This window comes from Bacteroides sp. MSK.20.12 (assembly GCF_019052435.1).
Lineage (GTDB): Bacteria > Bacteroidota > Bacteroidia > Bacteroidales > Bacteroidaceae > Bacteroides > Bacteroides xylanisolvens.
Genome location: NZ_JAHQVH010000053.1, coordinates 25,317 through 43,000, shown reverse-complemented (window position 1 = coordinate 43,000; position 17,684 = coordinate 25,317). Strand labels below are relative to the sequence as shown.

Sequence of the window (17,684 nt, the reverse complement as noted above, 5' to 3'; positions counted from 1 at the left end):
GCCATGAATAAGGTTATTGAACATAAATAAGTAGCACGGAATTTGATTAAGAACCTTTTCTTTTCTAGTAGAAGAATAATCCCTGACGTTAAAAACTGCGTTTATAATTAGATAAAAAATAAGCGTAAAAGAATGGAATATCCATTTCAAAAAAACTATCTTTGGTAATTAATTGTTTGGAAAACAAGAAGAAACAATCTGAAAAAGTTATGGGAACAATAAAAGGAATTCCTTATGGTATGTCCAATTTTGAGGATGTAATCACGCAAAACCGCTATTATGTGGATAAAACAATGTATATCCCCATGTTGGAAGATCAAGCCAACTATCTGATATTCATCCGTCCGAGACGCTTTGGCAAGAGCCTGCTACTAAGCATGCTTCGTTCATATTATGACCTTTCACAGAAAGATAAGTTCCAGCAACTTTTCGGGAATCTCTGGATCGGGCAGAATACAACTCCGCTTCAAGGCAAATATCAGATGCTTTATCTTGACTTTTCCAAGATTGGCGGCAACATTGATGAACTGCCGCAAAGATTTGATTCGTATAGCGCAGTGCAACTGGATGGCTTTCTGAACCGTTATCGTGAATACTACACGGATGAGTTTATTGAGCGCTTCAGCACAGCGGAAAAAGGGATTGATAAACTGCATATACTAGACGATGAAGCACGCCGTCAAGGGTATCCCCTATACCTTATTATAGATGAGTATGACAATTTCACAAATATCGTACTCAACGAGAAAGGAAATGAGATATACCACGCCATCACCCATGCCAGCGGATTCTACAGAGATGCCTTCAAGAATTATAAAGGAATGTTCGACCGTATATTCATGATTGGAGTCAGTCCCGTAACTTTGGACGACTTGTCAAGCGGATATAACATAGGTTGGAACATCAGCACTAATCCACTGTTTAATCAAATGCTGGGATTTTCTGAAGAAGACGTACGTACTATGCTCCGATATTATCAGGAAGCAGGGCAGTTACAAGGAGACATTGAAGAAATGATTCAGGAGATAAAGCCATGGTATGATAATTATTGTTTTGCTCGCCAAAGTCTAAAGTCAGATCCTAAAATGTTTAATTGCGACATGGTACTCTATTACCTACGTAATCGAATTCAGTTAGGAGAATCTCCTGAACAGATGATTGATCCTAATACCCGTACGGACTACAATAAGATGAAAAAACTGATTCAGCTTGACCGTCTTGACGGTAACCGCAAAGGTGTTATCAAACGAATTGCCGAAGAAGGGAAAATCATGACTAACCTATACCAGTCTTTTTCTGCCGATCAAATTACGAATCCGGAAATATTCCCCAGTCTATTATTTTATTATGGTATGCTAACTATCATCGGAACACGTGGAAATCTGACTATCCTGGGAATTCCCAACACGAATGTCCGTAAACAATATTATGAATATATCCTGGAAGAATATCAGAATCACCATTATATCAACCTGATAGATATAGAGATTTTATTCAATGATATGGCTTTTGACGGACAATGGCGACCGGCATTGGAATTCATAGCCAAAGCTTATAAGGAGAATACTTCCGTACGCAGCAGCATTGAGGGCGAACGTAACATTCAGGGATTCTTCACCGCTTACCTTAGCGTGAACGCCTACTACCTCACAATGCCTGAAGTAGAACTGAATCACGGCTTTTGCGATATGTTTCTGATGCCCGATCTGCAACGTTACGCAGAAGTAGCGCATAGCTATATCTTGGAATTAAAATATCTGCCGAAAGAAAAATACGACACCCAAGGCACCGCACAATGGCAGGAAGCCGTAGAACAAATTCATGGTTATGCTGCCGGTCCGAAAGTTCGCCAACTATGTCAGGGAACTCAACTTCATTGCATTGTTATGCAATTCTGTGGCTGGGAATTAGTCCGTATGGAAGAGGTTTAATTACAAACTCTTACTGTGATGCCCGGCAAATCGCATGAAAGCTTGAGATAAACCTCCCTCCTGCCCTTGCAGTTGCACAAAATTAAACTCGCGCTGCATGGGCATTCCTTTTATCTCAACCACACGAAAATTACCGGCAACCAGTTCCTTATAAACAGAACGGATAGAAACAATTCCCATACAATCTGTATGTTCCAAAAAAAGCTTGATGCTCTCCGTACTACCGAGATACATCAATACATTCAAAGAAGAAAGTTTTAAATTATGGCGTAACAGGGAACGCTCAAACACATCCAACGTTCCTGAACCTCTCTCCCGCAAAACTAAGGGGATATTTGGCAAATCTTCCGGAGCGATCTCATCCGAAACAGCCAATTTACTATGGGTATGAACCACGGCAACCAGTTCGTCTTGCAAAAATGGAGTATACTTCAGATTAGGCAAACGGAAGATTCCTTCAACCAATCCCAAATCAATCCGATGTTCTTGTAAAGCAGCTTCCACTCCCCGGGAATTTCCATTAATCAAAGAAAGATTGATTTGTGGAAACTTGGCTATAAAATCCGCCAACAAAGGAGGAAGTACATATTGCGCAATCGTAGTACTGGCACCCAGTTTCAGTTCGCCGATATATTCATTATGCAACAAATGCATCTCATATTCCAACTGTTTATAATCGTCCAAAATCTTTTCGCTATGTTTCAATAATAGTTCTCCGGACTTAGTCAACGAGATCTTACTGCCCTGACGATCGAACAAACGAGTCTGATAATAAGCTTCCAGTTCCTGAATGTGCTTAGTGATAGCAGGCTGACTGACAAACAGCTCTTGCGAAGCCTTCGTGAAACTTAAATTCTTCGCCACGCTCTGAAATACTTTTAAACGAAAATCGGACATGGAAAATAGTGATTAACTTATTAGTGATTAGCGATTAATGACTGAAATGGGTAGCTATGGCTATAATTCATCGGCTCTGATTCCCAATGCCTGCATGACAGGAAAAGCCAACATATCCCATTTATAAGCTACCGGAGTATCCGGTTCGTTCATTCGGAATTGGACAATCTCCTTGCCCTGTACTTCATTCAAAGCATCAGTCACTTTCTTTCCATATTCTTCATTGAAAGATACCAGAATCATTTTTTTCACATCGGCCGAATCGGCTACAATGGATAATAAGTCTAAAAACAACTCCTCTCTCGACACCATCCCTTCCGACGGAACACTGGCAAACGAATATTCTCCATAAGGGCTTTGAAAAGCAACTCCATTCAACTCTTTCTCCAAGTCAGAAGGCTGGCAATGCGCAAGATTACCTGACTCTTTATCATAAACAAAAAGAAACTGCACTTCATTTTTTCCTTCCGCAATCCCTGCATCCAAAGTCAGATAGGTAGTCAACATCGAAAGATCTATCTCTTGTAAAGAACGTTGCAAAGTCTCTTCGAAGTATCTCTTCATATCTGTAATTACAAAATTCAGGAAAGCGGCATCAATCAGCACCACTGTCTCCGATAATTTTATTTGTGGTTTATCGTTCATATCATTAGTCATCAATTAGAAAACAGATTTACTCTCTACTATAGGACAAAGATAAACTTTCTTATCTTCTCCGGAAAGAATATTTAAAAAAAAGAGAAATTATCAGGCTATTACTCAATAAAGAGGCGTACCTTTGGAGAAAATTGACAAATTTATTAAATGGCACGATAATGAATAAAAAAAAGAACCAAACTTCGATTGATCTCGATGCGATTATGACCGAAGTATTAAACTTGTTTACACCTGAAGAACAACAGGAAGTGATAGATATATTAAGCAATAACGGATTAGAAAAAATCTACCAACAAATGGAAGAAGCTTTCTATCACTATCAACATCCGGACTATAGCTCGGAAGCAACCCCCATTGCAGCTTACCTGCAAAGGCTTTGGGATATGCAGACATGCAAAGACTACCCATTTGACGAGTTTAAAAAAGATTGCACGACAGTACCCACTGCCGAATTAGAAAAAGATTTGCGCAACTTTATCCTGCATCTATTTATCCACTATCAAGGACCTCTCGAAAACGCAAAAGAAGAAGACAGACCTTTTAAGTTATGGTATATCTACTGGGCAATGGAACATTACCGAATGGAATCTTCTTTAAATATCATCTTGGAAATAATGCGGCAAAGTCCGACTTTCCTCGCTTCCTATTGCCACCTCGTACAGGATGAAGCCACCATTGCCATCATTTACCAACTCGGGCAGAACCAATTGCCTTTGCTACTTAGTTTCATGAATGAAGACGGAATCGCTCCTTTCGGAAAAGAAGATATTTGTAGTGCTGTCGCACAAATTGCCATAACCAACCCTGAACGAAGATTGGAAATTATTAACTGGTTCTGCCAATTATTGAATTCTTATTACGATCGGTTTGAGCGTGGGGAAGATAATAATATCGCGATAATTGACTATATCACAAATACGTTGATGAATATCCGTGCCATAGAAACGTTGCCTATATTGGAAAAAATCTATAAACGATTCAAAATACCCAATACATTAACGAGAAAAGGAATCAAAGAGATAAAAAAAGAAATGCCACACGCAGAACTGAAGGGATTGGAAGTGGACAGTATGGAAGAACTAATGAATTTATTGAATGAGTTCTTTGCCTTCAATGAGAATAATGAATTTGATGCTAACGAATTTGATGAAGAATACGATGACGAGTTTGACGATGATGAATACGACGAATCTTTCTACATTGAAGAACAAACCTCTAAAAAGCTCAATATAAAAATTTCTTTGATTAATTCCGACCCGGAAATATATCGTATAGTGGAAGTTCCTTCCAACATCCGTCTGGAAAATTTTGCGGATGTCATAAATACCGCAATGGGGTGGGAAGGCTATCACTTGCATCTGTTTCAAAAAGGGAAAACAATATATACAGCCGATGAATACGGTGATGATCTTTTGTTTGATCCCAATAATACAGTCAACTCCTACTCTCTCTCTTTAGGAGAGATCCTTACCCGAAAAGGCTCACATATTAAATATGAATATGATTTCGGAGATAGTTGGGTGCATCGGATTACTCTGGAATCGCAACAAGCATATAAAAAGGACGAAACACAAGGCATCTTTCTCATAGACGGAGCAAATGCATGTCCACCCGAAGATTGCGGAGGAATATATGGTTACCAAGAGATGTTGGAGGCATTAAAACAACCACACTCAAAAGCTGCAAAAGAATATCGGGAATGGTTGGGAAAGAATTTCAACGCACACAAATTTAATGCGAAAAAAGTAGAAAGAGAGCTTAGAGACTTCCCGATAAGAATCTTCTAACAATTGTTTCTCCACAGAATAGTAAACTTCATTGAAAACCCATCTTATTCTGAAGCCCATCCTATTCTGTGGAGTATATGGTAAATTCGTCAGTCATATCTAGATAAAAAAGGTCATTTTGTCCTTTAACTCCTTAATACTCATGTTATTTTGTCATATTTTTATACTTGGCAAATCTTTTGAGCCCCTTTAGGTGTTATTAAAAGCGTGAAATAAGAAAGGAGAACAAAGATATGAACTTTAACAATTTTACCATTAAATCTCAAGAAGCGGTACAGGAGGCCGTAAACCTGGTACAAAGCCGGGGACAGCAAGCCATTGAACCTGTCCACATCATGCAGGGAGTAATGAAAGTAGGCGAAAACGTCACTAATTTCATCTTCCAAAAACTTGGTATGAATGGACAGCAAGTAGCTCTCGTGGTCGACAAGCAAATCGACTCCCTGCCGAAAGTATCCGGCGGAGAACCGTATCTAAGTCGTGAATCCAACGAAGTTTTGCAGAAAGCAACACAGTATTCTAAAGAAATGGGCGACGAGTTTGTTTCATTGGAGCCTATCATACTGGCATTGCTGACTGTGAAGAGTACCGTCTCCACGATCTTGAAAGATGCCGGTATGACGGAAAAAGAATTGCGCAACGCTATCAGCGAATTGAGAAAAGGAGAAAAGGTTACATCACAATCCAGTGAAGATACTTATCAATCATTGGAAAAGTATGCTATCAACCTGAACGAAGCTGCCCGTAGCGGAAAACTGGATCCCGTAATCGGACGTGATGAAGAAATCCGCCGGGTATTACAGATATTGAGCCGCCGTACAAAAAACAACCCGATTCTGATTGGTGAACCGGGTACCGGTAAAACGGCTATTGTAGAAGGTTTGGCACATCGTATTCTTCGCGGAGACGTGCCCGAAAACCTGAAAAACAAACAAGTTTATTCACTGGATATGGGAGCACTGGTTGCCGGCGCAAAGTACAAAGGTGAATTTGAAGAACGATTGAAATCGGTTGTCAATGAAGTAAAGAAATCAGAAGGTGATATTATTCTGTTCATTGATGAGATTCACACGCTGGTAGGTGCCGGAAAAGGTGAAGGTGCCATGGATGCCGCCAACATTCTAAAGCCCGCCTTAGCTCGTGGAGAACTACGTTCCATCGGAGCAACAACCCTCGACGAGTATCAAAAATACTTCGAAAAGGATAAAGCATTGGAGCGTCGTTTCCAAATCGTGCAAGTGGACGAACCGGATAACTTGAGTACCATTTCCATCCTTCGCGGATTGAAAGAACGTTACGAGAACCATCATCACGTACGTATCAAAGACGACGCAATCATTGCAGCCGTCGAATTGAGTAGCCGTTACATCACCGACCGTTTCCTGCCGGATAAAGCCATTGACCTGATGGACGAAGCCGCAGCCAAACTACGTATGGAGGTAGATTCCGTTCCTGAAGAACTGGATGAGATTTCCCGTAAAATCAAGCAGCTGGAAATTGAACGCGAGGCTATCAAACGTGAAAACGATAAACCGAAACTGGAAATTATCGGTAAGGAACTTGCCGAGCTCAAAGAACAGGAAAAATCCTTTAAAGCTAAATGGCAAAGTGAGAAAACGCTGATGGATAAAATCCAGCAGAACAAGGTTGAGATAGAGAATCTTAAATTTGAAGCAGAAAAAGCCGAACGTGAAGGCGATTATGGTAAAGTAGCCGAGATCCGTTATGGCAAACTTCAGGCTTTGGATAAAGAAATAGAAGATACTCAAAAGCAACTGCGTGATATGCAAGGCGATAAAGCCATGATTAAAGAGGAGGTAGACGCTGAAGATATTGCTGATGTTGTTTCCCGCTGGACTGGTATTCCTGTCAGCAAGATGCTGCAAAGTGAAAAAGATAAACTGTTGCACTTGGAAGAAGAACTTCATCAACGTGTAATTGGTCAGGACGAAGCGATTGAAGCGGTGGCAGATGCTGTGCGCCGTAGTCGTGCCGGATTACAAGATCCAAAACGTCCGATCGGGTCATTTATCTTCCTGGGAACCACTGGCGTAGGTAAGACCGAATTAGCAAAGGCATTGGCAGAGTTCCTGTTTGATGACGAAACGATGATGACTCGTATCGATATGAGTGAGTATCAGGAAAAACATAGTGTCTCCCGTCTGGTCGGAGCGCCTCCGGGATATGTTGGATACGATGAAGGCGGTCAGTTGACAGAAGCTATACGGCGGAAACCTTACTCTGTTGTTTTGTTTGACGAAATAGAAAAGGCTCATCCGGATGTCTTCAATATTCTGTTACAGGTATTGGATGACGGACGACTGACTGACAATAAAGGAAGGGTGGTCAACTTCAAAAATACCATTATCATCATGACTTCAAATATGGGCAGTTCTTATATACAAAGTCAGATGGAGAAGTTGCATGGTTCCAATAAGGAAGAAGTAATCGAAGAAACGAAGAAGGAAGTGATGAATATGTTGAAAAAGACAATTCGTCCGGAATTCCTGAACCGTATTGATGAAACGATTATGTTCTTACCATTGAACGAAAAAGAAATCAAGCAAATCGTACTTTTACAAATTAAAGGAGTACAGAAAATGCTTGCCGAAAACGGAGTGGAACTGCAATTGACAGAAGGAGCATTGAACTTCTTATCGCAAGTGGGTTATGATCCTGAATTTGGAGCTCGTCCGGTGAAGAGGGCTATTCAACGCTATCTGCTGAATGATCTATCCAAGAAGTTACTATCACAGGAAGTCGACCGAAGCAAAGCAATTATCGTTGATGCTGACGGAGACGGATTGGTATTCAGAAATTAAAAGTCATCATTCAAATAGAATGGGACTGTCTAACAAGTCTCTAAAATTAAAAATCACTCCTATCAGAGTTTGTTTGAACTCTGATAGGGGTGAAATCGTTAAAAAGAAACATGTTAGGCAGCCCCTTTTTTATATTCCTAAATATGTAATTCGCCGAACTTCCGGTTGGCAATTCGGATGACTCATCACCAAAACATAAGTGCCCGGTTGGGGTATTTCCATAGTCAATGAAGGCAAAGCAAACTTATGTTTACCTCTTAGTTCTCCCTGTGAATCGTAAAGGAATACCATTGTACCTGCCAACAAACCTGTCAGGCATAATGTCCCTTTTTCATTGTCCAAACGGACGTTTACTTCTTTATTTGTTATTGTCTCCATACCCTACATTAAAAACGTTATTCAGCATCCACGAGCTATATTCCCAAGAATGGTGAACAGCGACAAAGATACATAAAAAGCATCATTATTTACAATATAAGTAGAAGATATTTATTATTGCAAAAGATTACCCAAATAATACTAATTTTTTCCTAAACCTACAAGTGTTTATATAAAAAAAACATGATAACCACCTTAAATGATTATCATGTTCTTTATTCCTATTAAATAAACTATACAGATTACTCTGCAACTTCTTCTTCCTTAATCTCTCCTTCCGGTTTGAATTCTGTAATTCCATTAGAAATTAAGATGTTATACCAAGCAACCAATTTCTTAATATCGGCTACATATACACGTTCACGATCAAAATTAGGTAATACTTCAGCCAAGTATTCACGCAATTGTTCGGGAGTCGCTTTTTTCGGATCGATAGAAGCCTGCGCTGATTTTTCTTTCTCTTTTATTGACTCCAACACATCATACAAAGGAACTTCTGCATCGTCCGTGTACATTGCTATATCTGCCAAAGAGATAATTTTTTCATTACCATAAGCAGGGAAACGTTTCTTTTCAGCATTGACTGATTCAACAATCAACATATTTTTTCCTTGCGAAATAAGTTTGTATAATCCCGGTTTACCTGAGATAGACAAGATAGTCTTCAACATAGTATATATCCTTTTATTTATTAATTATTTTTTTGCGGAGCAAAGGTAATGATTATTTTTAGATAGCAAAGAAATAAGCTCCAAAACCTGTGGAATTACCGGTGTTTCATCATCATTCACTATCACGAAATCGGCATGGCTTCTCTTTACTTCATCACTCATTTGAGCTTCGATACGCTTCATCACCAGTTCTCTTGACGAACAGTCCCGCTTTACAGCACGTTCCACTCTCACTTCCAACGGCGCATATATCATAACCAGAAAATCAACTTCATCCTTAAAACCAGCCTCCACCAGTATTGCAGACTCCATACCCACCAGCAGTTCACTTTTCAACCGGGCAGCCCATTGACGGAAATCTTCTTTCACTTGCGGATGAATAATCTCATTCACTTTCCGCACATGCTCCTGATGACCGAACATATAAGAAGCCAACAAAGAACGATTCAACTCTCCACCCTGAAACACATCCTGACCAACCAGATCACAAAGCCCCCGGCGAATCACCGGATCTGTCTGTGTAATTCGCTTTGCTTCTATATCTGATATATAGACAGGTATTCCCATTATTTCGAGTAGCTTGGAAACAACACTTTTTCCACTACCAATGCCACCGGTTATGCCAATCTTAATCGCCATTAGAAGTAATTTGTTCTATCAGGAAGTCCACTTGCTCGGGAACAATACGTATTTGATTTATTCCACTTGGAAACGATTTCAATTTAACTGTATATTTATCAGAGCCAAGCTTCAGCAATTCTTCATAAGAGATATTGATGATAAAATCGCTTGCTTTTATACTGCGGAACCGTTTTAACCCCACTTGAAAAGTAATCTGAACTTTGGAAGGAAAAGTGCGCAACACCTTATCTGCCGGAAAATTAACTCCATGTAATGGCACTTCGACCGTTTTCTCCGTATAAATATCCACCGGGAAAGTCATTTCTACCGAAGCCGGAACAAACTTCACTCCTCTTTCAAAAGTCAGCGGAACTCGTCGCCGGGTTGTATCGGATATATTCTCCAAAGTTATATTTTGAGTATATGCAGTTGTTATAGTATCCAAAATTCCTTCCGGAGCATAAACCAATACAGAGTCCGGCTTACAAATGGTGTCAGATACATAATATTGAAGTCCGGCTGTCACTTTCCCCTGAAAACGAACAGGAACCAGCTTGGACTTTCCTTCGGAATAGATATATTCTAATGTATCCGGCTTGATCGATAGGATTTTGGAGGATACATTCAGTTGGCTTAATATTTTTTTCTCAAAGTCGGAAGCATAAATTTTCACATGATTATCTTTTCCTTTATAATCAAGAAAACCTAGATTGACCGGAAAGAAACTTTTCCCCAACATATAATTGAGAAGCACTGTTCCTTTATCTTTCACTCTGACACGAAGTTCGGAAGGAGGTTCCGAAGTCAACACTACATTGTTAGGAAGATCTTTCATTCGCACCGGGATAGAAAACTCCGCTTCATAATCATTATTGAGCGTCTGAAGCAACCAGAATCCACCGGCTATCAGAAAGAAAAATAAAAAAATTAAGAACTCTCTGCTCTTATCACTGAGCAGAAAATCCTTAATTTTCTTAGATAGTTTTAAATATGTATATTTTATATTCCTACGATCAAACATAGGCATTTATTTACCAACTATTTATTTAGACTGATTGCTAGCCGCTGAAGCATCAGCGAATATAGAATTCTTGTCTATTTTAATCTTTACATTAGAAGCAATCTCAAGTACTATATAGTCGTCAGTAATTTCCTTGATTGTTCCGTGGATACCACCTGCAGTAATCACATTCTGATTTACCTGAAGAGATTTACGGAAATTAGCTATTTCTTTCTGCTTCTTATTTTGAGGACGGATCATAAAGAAATACATGATAACAAACATAGCTATCAGCATGATCCACATCATACTTCCACCTCCGGCAGCACCGGCAGGAGCTTGCAATAATACAGTCAATACGTTCATAAATAATCTGTTTTAGTTTCTACTATATGGACAAAGGTATCAGTTTTTAGTCAACTTACCTTCTTTTTTTAATTGATTAACTATTCCATCCAGCGTACCGTTGATAAAGCTACCGCTTTTAGCTGTGCTATACAACTTCGCAATCTCTACATATTCATTTAACGAAACACTGACCGGAATGTTCGGGAAACTAAGAATTTCTGCTAATGCAGTCTGCATAATGATTACATCCATAAATGCGATGCGGTCCAAATCCCAGTTTTTTGTATTCTCACTCACCAAATGACGATAATAGTCAGAATTCAAAATGGTGCGACGGAACAGACGACGTGCAAACTCCTGATCTTCGTCATCCTTAAATTCCGGAAGCAGTTCCTGGTTGGCACCCTTCTTTTCATCAAAGCGTTTGATTGTTTTCAAGACGAACGTGTCTACAATTTCTTTATCATCATTCCAATACAGACTCTGGTCTTCCAATACCTGGTCAAGAGAATCATTATTAAAGATGTATGTCTTATAGATTTTTCTCCACAGTTCACGATCAGCTTCGTATGAGTTGTCATCAGAAGCCATATAATCTTTATAGATATCGGTTTCTACAATTTTCTCATAAAGCTCTTTGATAAAGTCCTGGTCATTTGTCCAGGTTCTTTTCTGATTGGCTATAAACTCGGACAATTGTTTATTGACTTCCAATTGAGCAATAAACTTGTTATCTACGAACTTCCTGTTGGGATACAACTCCTCTTTCGTAGGTGCCAATTTAGCTTTTGCCGCATCAATACGTTTTTGTGCATACTCTGTCAATGCTATCATCAGCATTAACAAATAGTTGTAAAGGTCATACGCCTTTGAAAGACTAAAGAATAACTCTTTCTCCGCTGAGTCTAGATTTTTGCTGCCATTCTGATAATAGGCATATACTATCTGTATAATCTTAAGACGAATAAGAACTCTGTTGATCATAATTCAAATTAATACTGTTGTTATCGAACTGCAAAAGTAGATATTTTTAATGAGTTTCCACTAATAAATCACATTTTTTAATGCAGTATTTGATTCTCTGCGCTTTTTCTTTTGACAGTTTAAAAAAAATATCCAATTTTGAAGCCGATTATAAACGGACCGAAAGATATGGAAGATTTAAAAAAGAAAATGAGCGCAGACATGAATGATAAGGAGATCGTATTCTCCAAGTCCATTAAGGCAGGTAAACGCATCTATTACCTCGACGTAAAAAAGAATCGTAAAGATGAAATGTTCCTGGCTATTACAGAGAGCAAAAAAGTGATAACGGGAGAAGGCGATGATTCTCAAGTTAGTTTCGAGAAACACAAAATCTTCCTATATAGGGAAGACTTTCAGAAGTTTATGGCAGGACTCGAAGAAGCAGTCAATTTCATTGAGTGCAACGACGCAAACGAATATATCGCCCGCCTGAACATCGAAGCTGATGAAGAAAATGAACGGAAAGCAATCGAAGAAGCCCGGGAAAACAAATTGGAGAGCGAAATTAAGATTGATATTGACTTTTAAGAAAGTAACTCTTTGATATTTCAAAAAAAAGATGTACTTTTGCACCGCTTTTTTGCAACATCGTGTGATAATCCACATCGTGTGATGGTGAATTAAGCAAACTAACTTAATTTAGAGTAACACAAATTTTTAAAGAAATGAAATCAATTGAAGTAAAAGGAACTGCAAGAACAATTGCAGAACGCTCTTCAGAACAAGCAAGAGCTTTGAAAGAAATTCGTAAGAACGGTGGTGTACCTTGTGTACTTTACGGAGGTAATGAAGTAGTTCACTTCACAGTGACTAACGAAGGACTTCGTAACTTGGTTTATACTCCGCACATCTACGTTGTAGACCTGATTATCGATGGCAAAAAAGTAAACGCTATCCTGAAAGATATTCAGTTCCACCCGGTAAAAGATACCATCCTGCACGTTGACTTCTATCAAATTGACGAAGCTAAACCTATCGTAATGGAAGTTCCTGTACAGTTGGAAGGTCTTGCAGAAGGTGTGAAAGCCGGTGGTAAACTTGCACTGCAGATGCGTAAGATCAAAGTGAAAGCTTTGTACAATGTAATTCCTGAAAAGTTGACCGTTAACGTTTCTCACCTGGGATTAGGTAAGACTGTTAAAGTTGGTGAATTGAGTTTCGAAGGTCTTGAACTGATTAGCGCAAAAGAAGCCGTTGTATGTGCTGTTAAGTTGACTCGTGCAGCAAGAGGTGCAGCAGCAGCCGCTGGTAAGTAATTGAGATTATCCCTGTAAAGAGATATACTTCAAACGCAGATTAATGCAGATTAAAGCAGATGTTCAGTCTGCATTAATTTGTATTAATCTGCGTTTCTCTTTCTATATTAATGAACTGTTTTACGGAAATACGATGATAAAATACTTAGTTGTCGGACTGGGAAACATTGGTCCCGAATATCATGAGACCCGACATAATATCGGATTCATGACAGTAGAAGCATTGGCTAGAATCAATAACGCTCCCCCTTTTATGGATGGACGATATGGATTCACTACCAGCTTTTCTATCAAAGGACGCCAGTTGATTCTGCTTAAGCCATCGACTTTTATGAACCTGAGCGGACTGGCCGTTCGCTATTGGATGCAGAAAGAAAATATTCCATTGGAAAATGTACTGATCGTAGTAGATGATCTGGCTCTTCCCTTTGGAACTTTACGCCTGAAGGGAAAAGGGAGTGACGCAGGACATAATGGATTGAAGCATATCGCCGCTATTCTGGGTACTCAAAACTATGCCCGCCTGCGATTTGGTATCGGAAATGATTTTCCACGTGGCGGACAGGTTGATTATGTACTCGGACACTTCACTGACGAAGATTGGAAAACAATGGATGAAAGACTGGAGATGGCAGGGGAAATTATAAAAAGTTTCTGCCTCGCCGGTATTGACATCACAATGAACCAGTTCAATAAAAAATAATGGACTAGCTCCCCCCAAAAAAAATAAAGATGACAATGAATGGTTAGCAATAAATGACAACGTCAACTAATACTAACCAAAGAATTATTTATCACTAAATAACTAACTAAAATGGCCGAAGCAAGGATAGATAAATGGATGTGGGCTGTCCGCATCTTCAAGACACGTACGATTGCAGCAGAAGCCTGCAAAAAAGGACGCATTACCATCAACGGTTCTCTAGCCAAAGCTGCCCGTATGATAAAACCGGGAGACGTTATTCAGGTGAAGAAACCGCCTATCACTTATTCATTCAAGGTATTACAAACTATTGAAAAACGTGTGGGAGCCAAACTTGTATCGGAAATGATGGAAAACGTAACTACTCCCGATCAATACGAACTGCTTGAAATGAGTAAAATCAGCGGATTCGTAGATCGTGCACGTGGAACCGGACGACCGACCAAGAAAGACCGCCGGGAACTGGATGAATTTACAACTCCGGAGTTCATGGATGATTTCGACTTTGATTTCGATTTTGACAGTGAAGAATAATAAATGGGAATTTAGCGGTTAGGCTGAAAGCCTTACAATTATATATTTATTGGGGTGTCCTGAAAGGGCTTAATTATATAGCGTAGGGCAACGCCCTACGAAAAAAACACACCGGCCACAAGCCCTGAAAGGGCGGAACTGTATACAATTATGCCCTTTCAGGGCACCCCGCAAAATTTACCGTTTATAGGTTTGCCTTAACAGCATCAATCAATTCCTGATATTCTGCATCAGTCAGATAAACCTTTCCCGGGTTCATTTGGAATATACCTCCATAATCAGGTCCATCCACATACTTAGGAGCTAAATGAAAATGTAGATGAGACAATTTATCCGAGTAAGCACCATAATTAATCTTTTCCGGTTGGAAAGCTTTTTGCATGGCACGAGTGACACGCGCTACATCTGCCATAAAAGCATTACGGTCTTCATCACTCAATTCATTTAAATCGTTCACATGGTCTTTGTAAGCAACAAGACAACGTCCACGATAGGTTTGTTCTTTAAACAGAAACACACGTGACACACTCAATTGCGCTATCTCAATCATCAGATTATGCAGCGTTTCATTGTTCTGGCAATACAGACATTCTTTCGGATCACTCTTCATGATATTATTATTTTAAGTTTTTATCGTTGCAAAAATAAGTATTCCATTCTTATCCGGCTTGTACTTTTTCGTTTTTTTGATCGACTAATTGGTATACATCCTCTTTTTCACCTACCACCCAAACAACATCACCTTCTTCGAGCGGAGCATTTACATCGGGAACCATCAACGTACCGTCTTCACTCTCAACGCCCGCTATCATGCAATGATATTTGTCGCGAATACCCGATTCACGAATCGTTTTACCCAGAAAAACAGAATCACTGTCAATGATAAATTGCTTCAAAGCCATTTCACTCTTTTCATAGACCTCCCAGTCTATCTTCGCTCCATTTTGCATCGCTTCATTAAAGACGCTCAATTGTTCATCTGTTCCTATCACCTGTATCTTATCCATTGGAAACAACCGGACAGAACCGCCCGGAATATTAATACGCCTCTTTCCACGAAGGATAGAAGCCACATGAACTCCAAACTTCTTTCCCAGATTCAGTTCCATCAATGTCTTTCCTGCCCAACAAGATTCACCCGGAATTTCCATATCAGCAAGATGTAAATCATGCGACAACAAACGCCCGGCATATTCCGGTTTTTTCTCTCCTAAATACTCTGCACGTACATCTCTGGAACGAAGATTCTGAAAAAAGCGACGTTCAATCAATATCGATTGCTTCTTCAGACGGCGAGACCATACCATCAGCAAAACGACAAGTACGGCCACACCAATAATCAAGCCGATAGACGCCTTAAATAATCCGGAAATAATAAAGATGACAAAAAGCACTGCTATCATAATGCGAATCACGATTGTTGATAACAATGGTGCACGATTAGCACGATTATCATGCCATAAAGTCATAAACTCGACCGAATGGTTCTTTTTCACCATGATGGCACGCAAGAAAGGGGCAATACATAGGATAATAAATGCGGCTCCTAATAACGACGCCCAGAAATGAGGCAGATTCTCTTTAAAGAATGGCACAACAAAACGAAAAGAGAGCGCAACAATCGATATGCTGACAATTGAATAAACAACTGTAATACGTACCATTGCCAAGATTAGCTTCTTCCACAAATTCTCATGATTGAGTGCTGTTTGCGAACCGGAGGAGTAACGCATCATCATTTTTTTCCATGATTCCGGAAGATGCGCATCTACAAAAGTGGAAGCCGGCTCGGCAAAACGAATCATGTAAGGAGTCAGGAAAGTAGTAATGACAGAGACTGCTACTACTATCGGATACAGAAAATCACTCGTTACATGCAAGGAGACTCCCAAAGAGGCAATAATAAATGCAAATTCACCAATCTGCGTTAAACTAAAGCCGCATTGCATAGCCGTCTTTAATGGTTTTCCGGAGAGTATGACACCGAAAGTACCAAAAACAGACTGCCCCAAAATAACAGCCAAAGTGATTACTATAATAGGAACAGCATATTCTACAATCATTGCCGGATCTACCATCATACCAACCGATACGAAAAAGATAGCTCCGAAAAGGTCCTTAACAGGCTTCACCAGCCGGTCTATGGATTCCGCTTCAATCGTTTCCGCCAAAATAGAGCCCATAATAAATGCACCAAATGCAGCAGAGAAACCTGTATGAGCTGCCATCACTACCATACCAAAGCAAAGCGCCAACGACACAATAAGCAAAGTCTCCTCTCCCATCAATTTCCGGCAGCGCTTTAAGAATTCAGGAATCAGATAAATGCCGACAACAAACCACAGGATAAGGAAAAACAATAATTTGCCGATACTTTCCAACATTTCGGTCCCTTCAAAATTATGGCTGACCGCCATCGTGGAAAGCATCACCATTAATACAATGGCTAAAATATCTTCCAAAATCAAGATGCTCAACACCAGTCCCGTAAACTGTTTCTTCCTTAATCCCAAATCGTCAAAAGCTTTATAAATAATAGTGGTAGACGACATTGCAATCATACCACCCAGAAACAAACTATCCATCCGGTGCCAGCCAAAGCCCATACCGACTCCTATACCTAACAAAATCATACAAAAGATGATGGTACAGGCAGCTATGATAGCAGAACCACCCACCTTGACAATCTTCTTAAAACTAAACTCCAAACCGAGAGCAAACAACAAGAAAATGACACCAATATCTGCCCATGTCTTAATATTGGCAGTATCCATCACTGAAGGAGTATACGGCATATGCGGACTTGCCAGGAATCCGGCAACTACATATCCCAAGACCAGAGGTTGCTTCAACTTCTTAAACAACAAAGTCATAACACCGGCACAGATCAATATCAGTGCGAGGTCAGCTATAAGAGTAGGTAATTGAGACATTATTTCATCGTATTTGATGACAAAATTATATTATTTCTATGGGATAAACAACATATCTACGGATATGTTTTGCAATAACGTCCTAAAATAAGTTAGCCCCGGATAGAGTCGATACTTATC

The 17,684-nt window shown here is 39.7% G+C and carries 17 protein-coding genes; 7 read left to right on the top strand and 10 right to left on the bottom strand.

What is annotated here, in order from left to right; translation table 11 throughout:
- The first annotated feature begins 209 nt into the window (after window positions 1-209).
- Window positions 210-1,931 (top strand): ATP-binding protein, encoded by a 1,722-nt coding sequence (locus KTR06_RS21200; RefSeq protein WP_217290786.1) that lies wholly within the window; start codon window positions 210-212, stop codon window positions 1,929-1,931.
- Here the strand turns inward: KTR06_RS21200 and KTR06_RS21195 are convergent, their stop codons facing one another.
- Together KTR06_RS21195 and KTR06_RS21190 are read right to left on the bottom strand one after the other, a co-directional pair.
- Window positions 1,932-2,828, bottom strand: a complete 897-nt coding sequence (locus KTR06_RS21195; protein ID WP_008021299.1) for a LysR substrate-binding domain-containing protein — start codon at window positions 2,826-2,828, stop codon at window positions 1,932-1,934.
- A 60-nt stretch (window positions 2,829-2,888) separates the two neighbouring features.
- A complete protein-coding gene (locus KTR06_RS21190) occupies window positions 2,889-3,473 on the bottom strand; it encodes a DUF6621 family protein (RefSeq protein ID WP_032811814.1) in 585 nt (194 codons plus the stop codon).
- A gap of 170 nt (window positions 3,474-3,643) precedes the next feature.
- Here KTR06_RS21190 and KTR06_RS21185 point away from each other — a divergent pair, with 170 nt between their 5' ends.
- Both KTR06_RS21185 and clpB read left to right on the top strand, forming a co-directional pair.
- Complete coding sequence (locus KTR06_RS21185; RefSeq protein WP_217290785.1) at window positions 3,644-5,272, top strand: plasmid pRiA4b ORF-3 family protein; 1,629 nt, start codon at window positions 3,644-3,646, stop codon at window positions 5,270-5,272.
- 233 nt (window positions 5,273-5,505) lie between these two features.
- Window positions 5,506-8,094, top strand: a complete 2,589-nt coding sequence (clpB, locus tag KTR06_RS21180) for an ATP-dependent chaperone ClpB (RefSeq protein WP_004313964.1) — start codon at window positions 5,506-5,508, stop codon at window positions 8,092-8,094.
- Between the two features lie 129 nt (window positions 8,095-8,223).
- Here the strand turns inward: clpB and KTR06_RS21175 are convergent, their stop codons facing one another.
- The 6 genes from KTR06_RS21175 to nusB form a co-directional block, all read right to left on the bottom strand.
- Window positions 8,224-8,472: a hypothetical protein gene (locus KTR06_RS21175; protein WP_008770801.1), complete on the bottom strand. Its 249-nt coding sequence runs from the start codon at window positions 8,470-8,472 to the stop codon at window positions 8,224-8,226.
- A 242-nt stretch (window positions 8,473-8,714) separates the two neighbouring features.
- Window positions 8,715-9,143 carry a DUF5606 domain-containing protein gene (locus tag KTR06_RS21170; protein WP_004313967.1) on the bottom strand — a complete coding sequence of 143 codons (429 nt, stop codon included), beginning with the start codon at window positions 9,141-9,143 and terminating at the stop codon, window positions 8,715-8,717.
- Window positions 9,144-9,167: 24 nt separating this feature from the next.
- A complete protein-coding gene (gene coaE, locus KTR06_RS21165; protein WP_217290784.1) occupies window positions 9,168-9,782 on the bottom strand; it encodes a dephospho-CoA kinase in 615 nt (204 codons plus the stop codon).
- Window positions 9,772-10,785, bottom strand: a complete 1,014-nt coding sequence (locus KTR06_RS21160) for a CdaR family protein (RefSeq protein ID WP_215708499.1) — start codon at window positions 10,783-10,785, stop codon at window positions 9,772-9,774. Before KTR06_RS21160 ends, coaE begins: the two co-directional genes overlap by 11 nt.
- Before the next feature lie 21 nt (window positions 10,786-10,806).
- On the bottom strand, window positions 10,807-11,130 hold the full coding sequence (gene yajC, locus KTR06_RS21155; RefSeq protein WP_004302063.1) for a preprotein translocase subunit YajC: 324 nt from the start codon (window positions 11,128-11,130) through the stop codon (window positions 10,807-10,809).
- A 39-nt stretch (window positions 11,131-11,169) separates the two neighbouring features.
- On the bottom strand, window positions 11,170-12,096 hold the full coding sequence (nusB, locus tag KTR06_RS21150) for a transcription antitermination factor NusB (protein ID WP_008021289.1): 927 nt from the start codon (window positions 12,094-12,096) through the stop codon (window positions 11,170-11,172).
- Window positions 12,097-12,264: 168 nt separating this feature from the next.
- Between nusB and KTR06_RS21145 the strand changes: the two genes are divergently transcribed.
- From KTR06_RS21145 to KTR06_RS21130, 4 genes are all read left to right on the top strand, one after another.
- A complete protein-coding gene (locus KTR06_RS21145) occupies window positions 12,265-12,666 on the top strand; it encodes a PUR family DNA/RNA-binding protein (RefSeq protein ID WP_134985804.1) in 402 nt (133 codons plus the stop codon).
- Window positions 12,667-12,803: 137 nt separating this feature from the next.
- Window positions 12,804-13,394 (top strand): 50S ribosomal protein L25/general stress protein Ctc, encoded by a 591-nt coding sequence (locus KTR06_RS21140; RefSeq protein WP_004309786.1) that lies wholly within the window; start codon window positions 12,804-12,806, stop codon window positions 13,392-13,394.
- A 136-nt stretch (window positions 13,395-13,530) separates the two neighbouring features.
- Window positions 13,531-14,097 (top strand): aminoacyl-tRNA hydrolase, encoded by a 567-nt coding sequence (pth, locus tag KTR06_RS21135; RefSeq protein WP_032811507.1) that lies wholly within the window; start codon window positions 13,531-13,533, stop codon window positions 14,095-14,097.
- Window positions 14,098-14,208: 111 nt separating this feature from the next.
- Window positions 14,209-14,631: an RNA-binding S4 domain-containing protein gene (locus tag KTR06_RS21130; RefSeq protein ID WP_120144218.1), complete on the top strand. Its 423-nt coding sequence runs from the start codon at window positions 14,209-14,211 to the stop codon at window positions 14,629-14,631.
- 184 nt (window positions 14,632-14,815) lie between these two features.
- Here the strand turns inward: KTR06_RS21130 and KTR06_RS21125 are convergent, their stop codons facing one another.
- Window positions 14,816-15,241, bottom strand: coding sequence for an HIT family protein (locus KTR06_RS21125; protein WP_004309783.1), 426 nt, complete (start codon window positions 15,239-15,241; stop codon window positions 14,816-14,818).
- Between the two features lie 49 nt (window positions 15,242-15,290).
- Window positions 15,291-17,564 (bottom strand): cation:proton antiporter, encoded by a 2,274-nt coding sequence (locus KTR06_RS21120; RefSeq protein WP_049703186.1) that lies wholly within the window; start codon window positions 17,562-17,564, stop codon window positions 15,291-15,293.
- Between the last annotated feature and the right edge of the window lie 120 nt (window positions 17,565-17,684).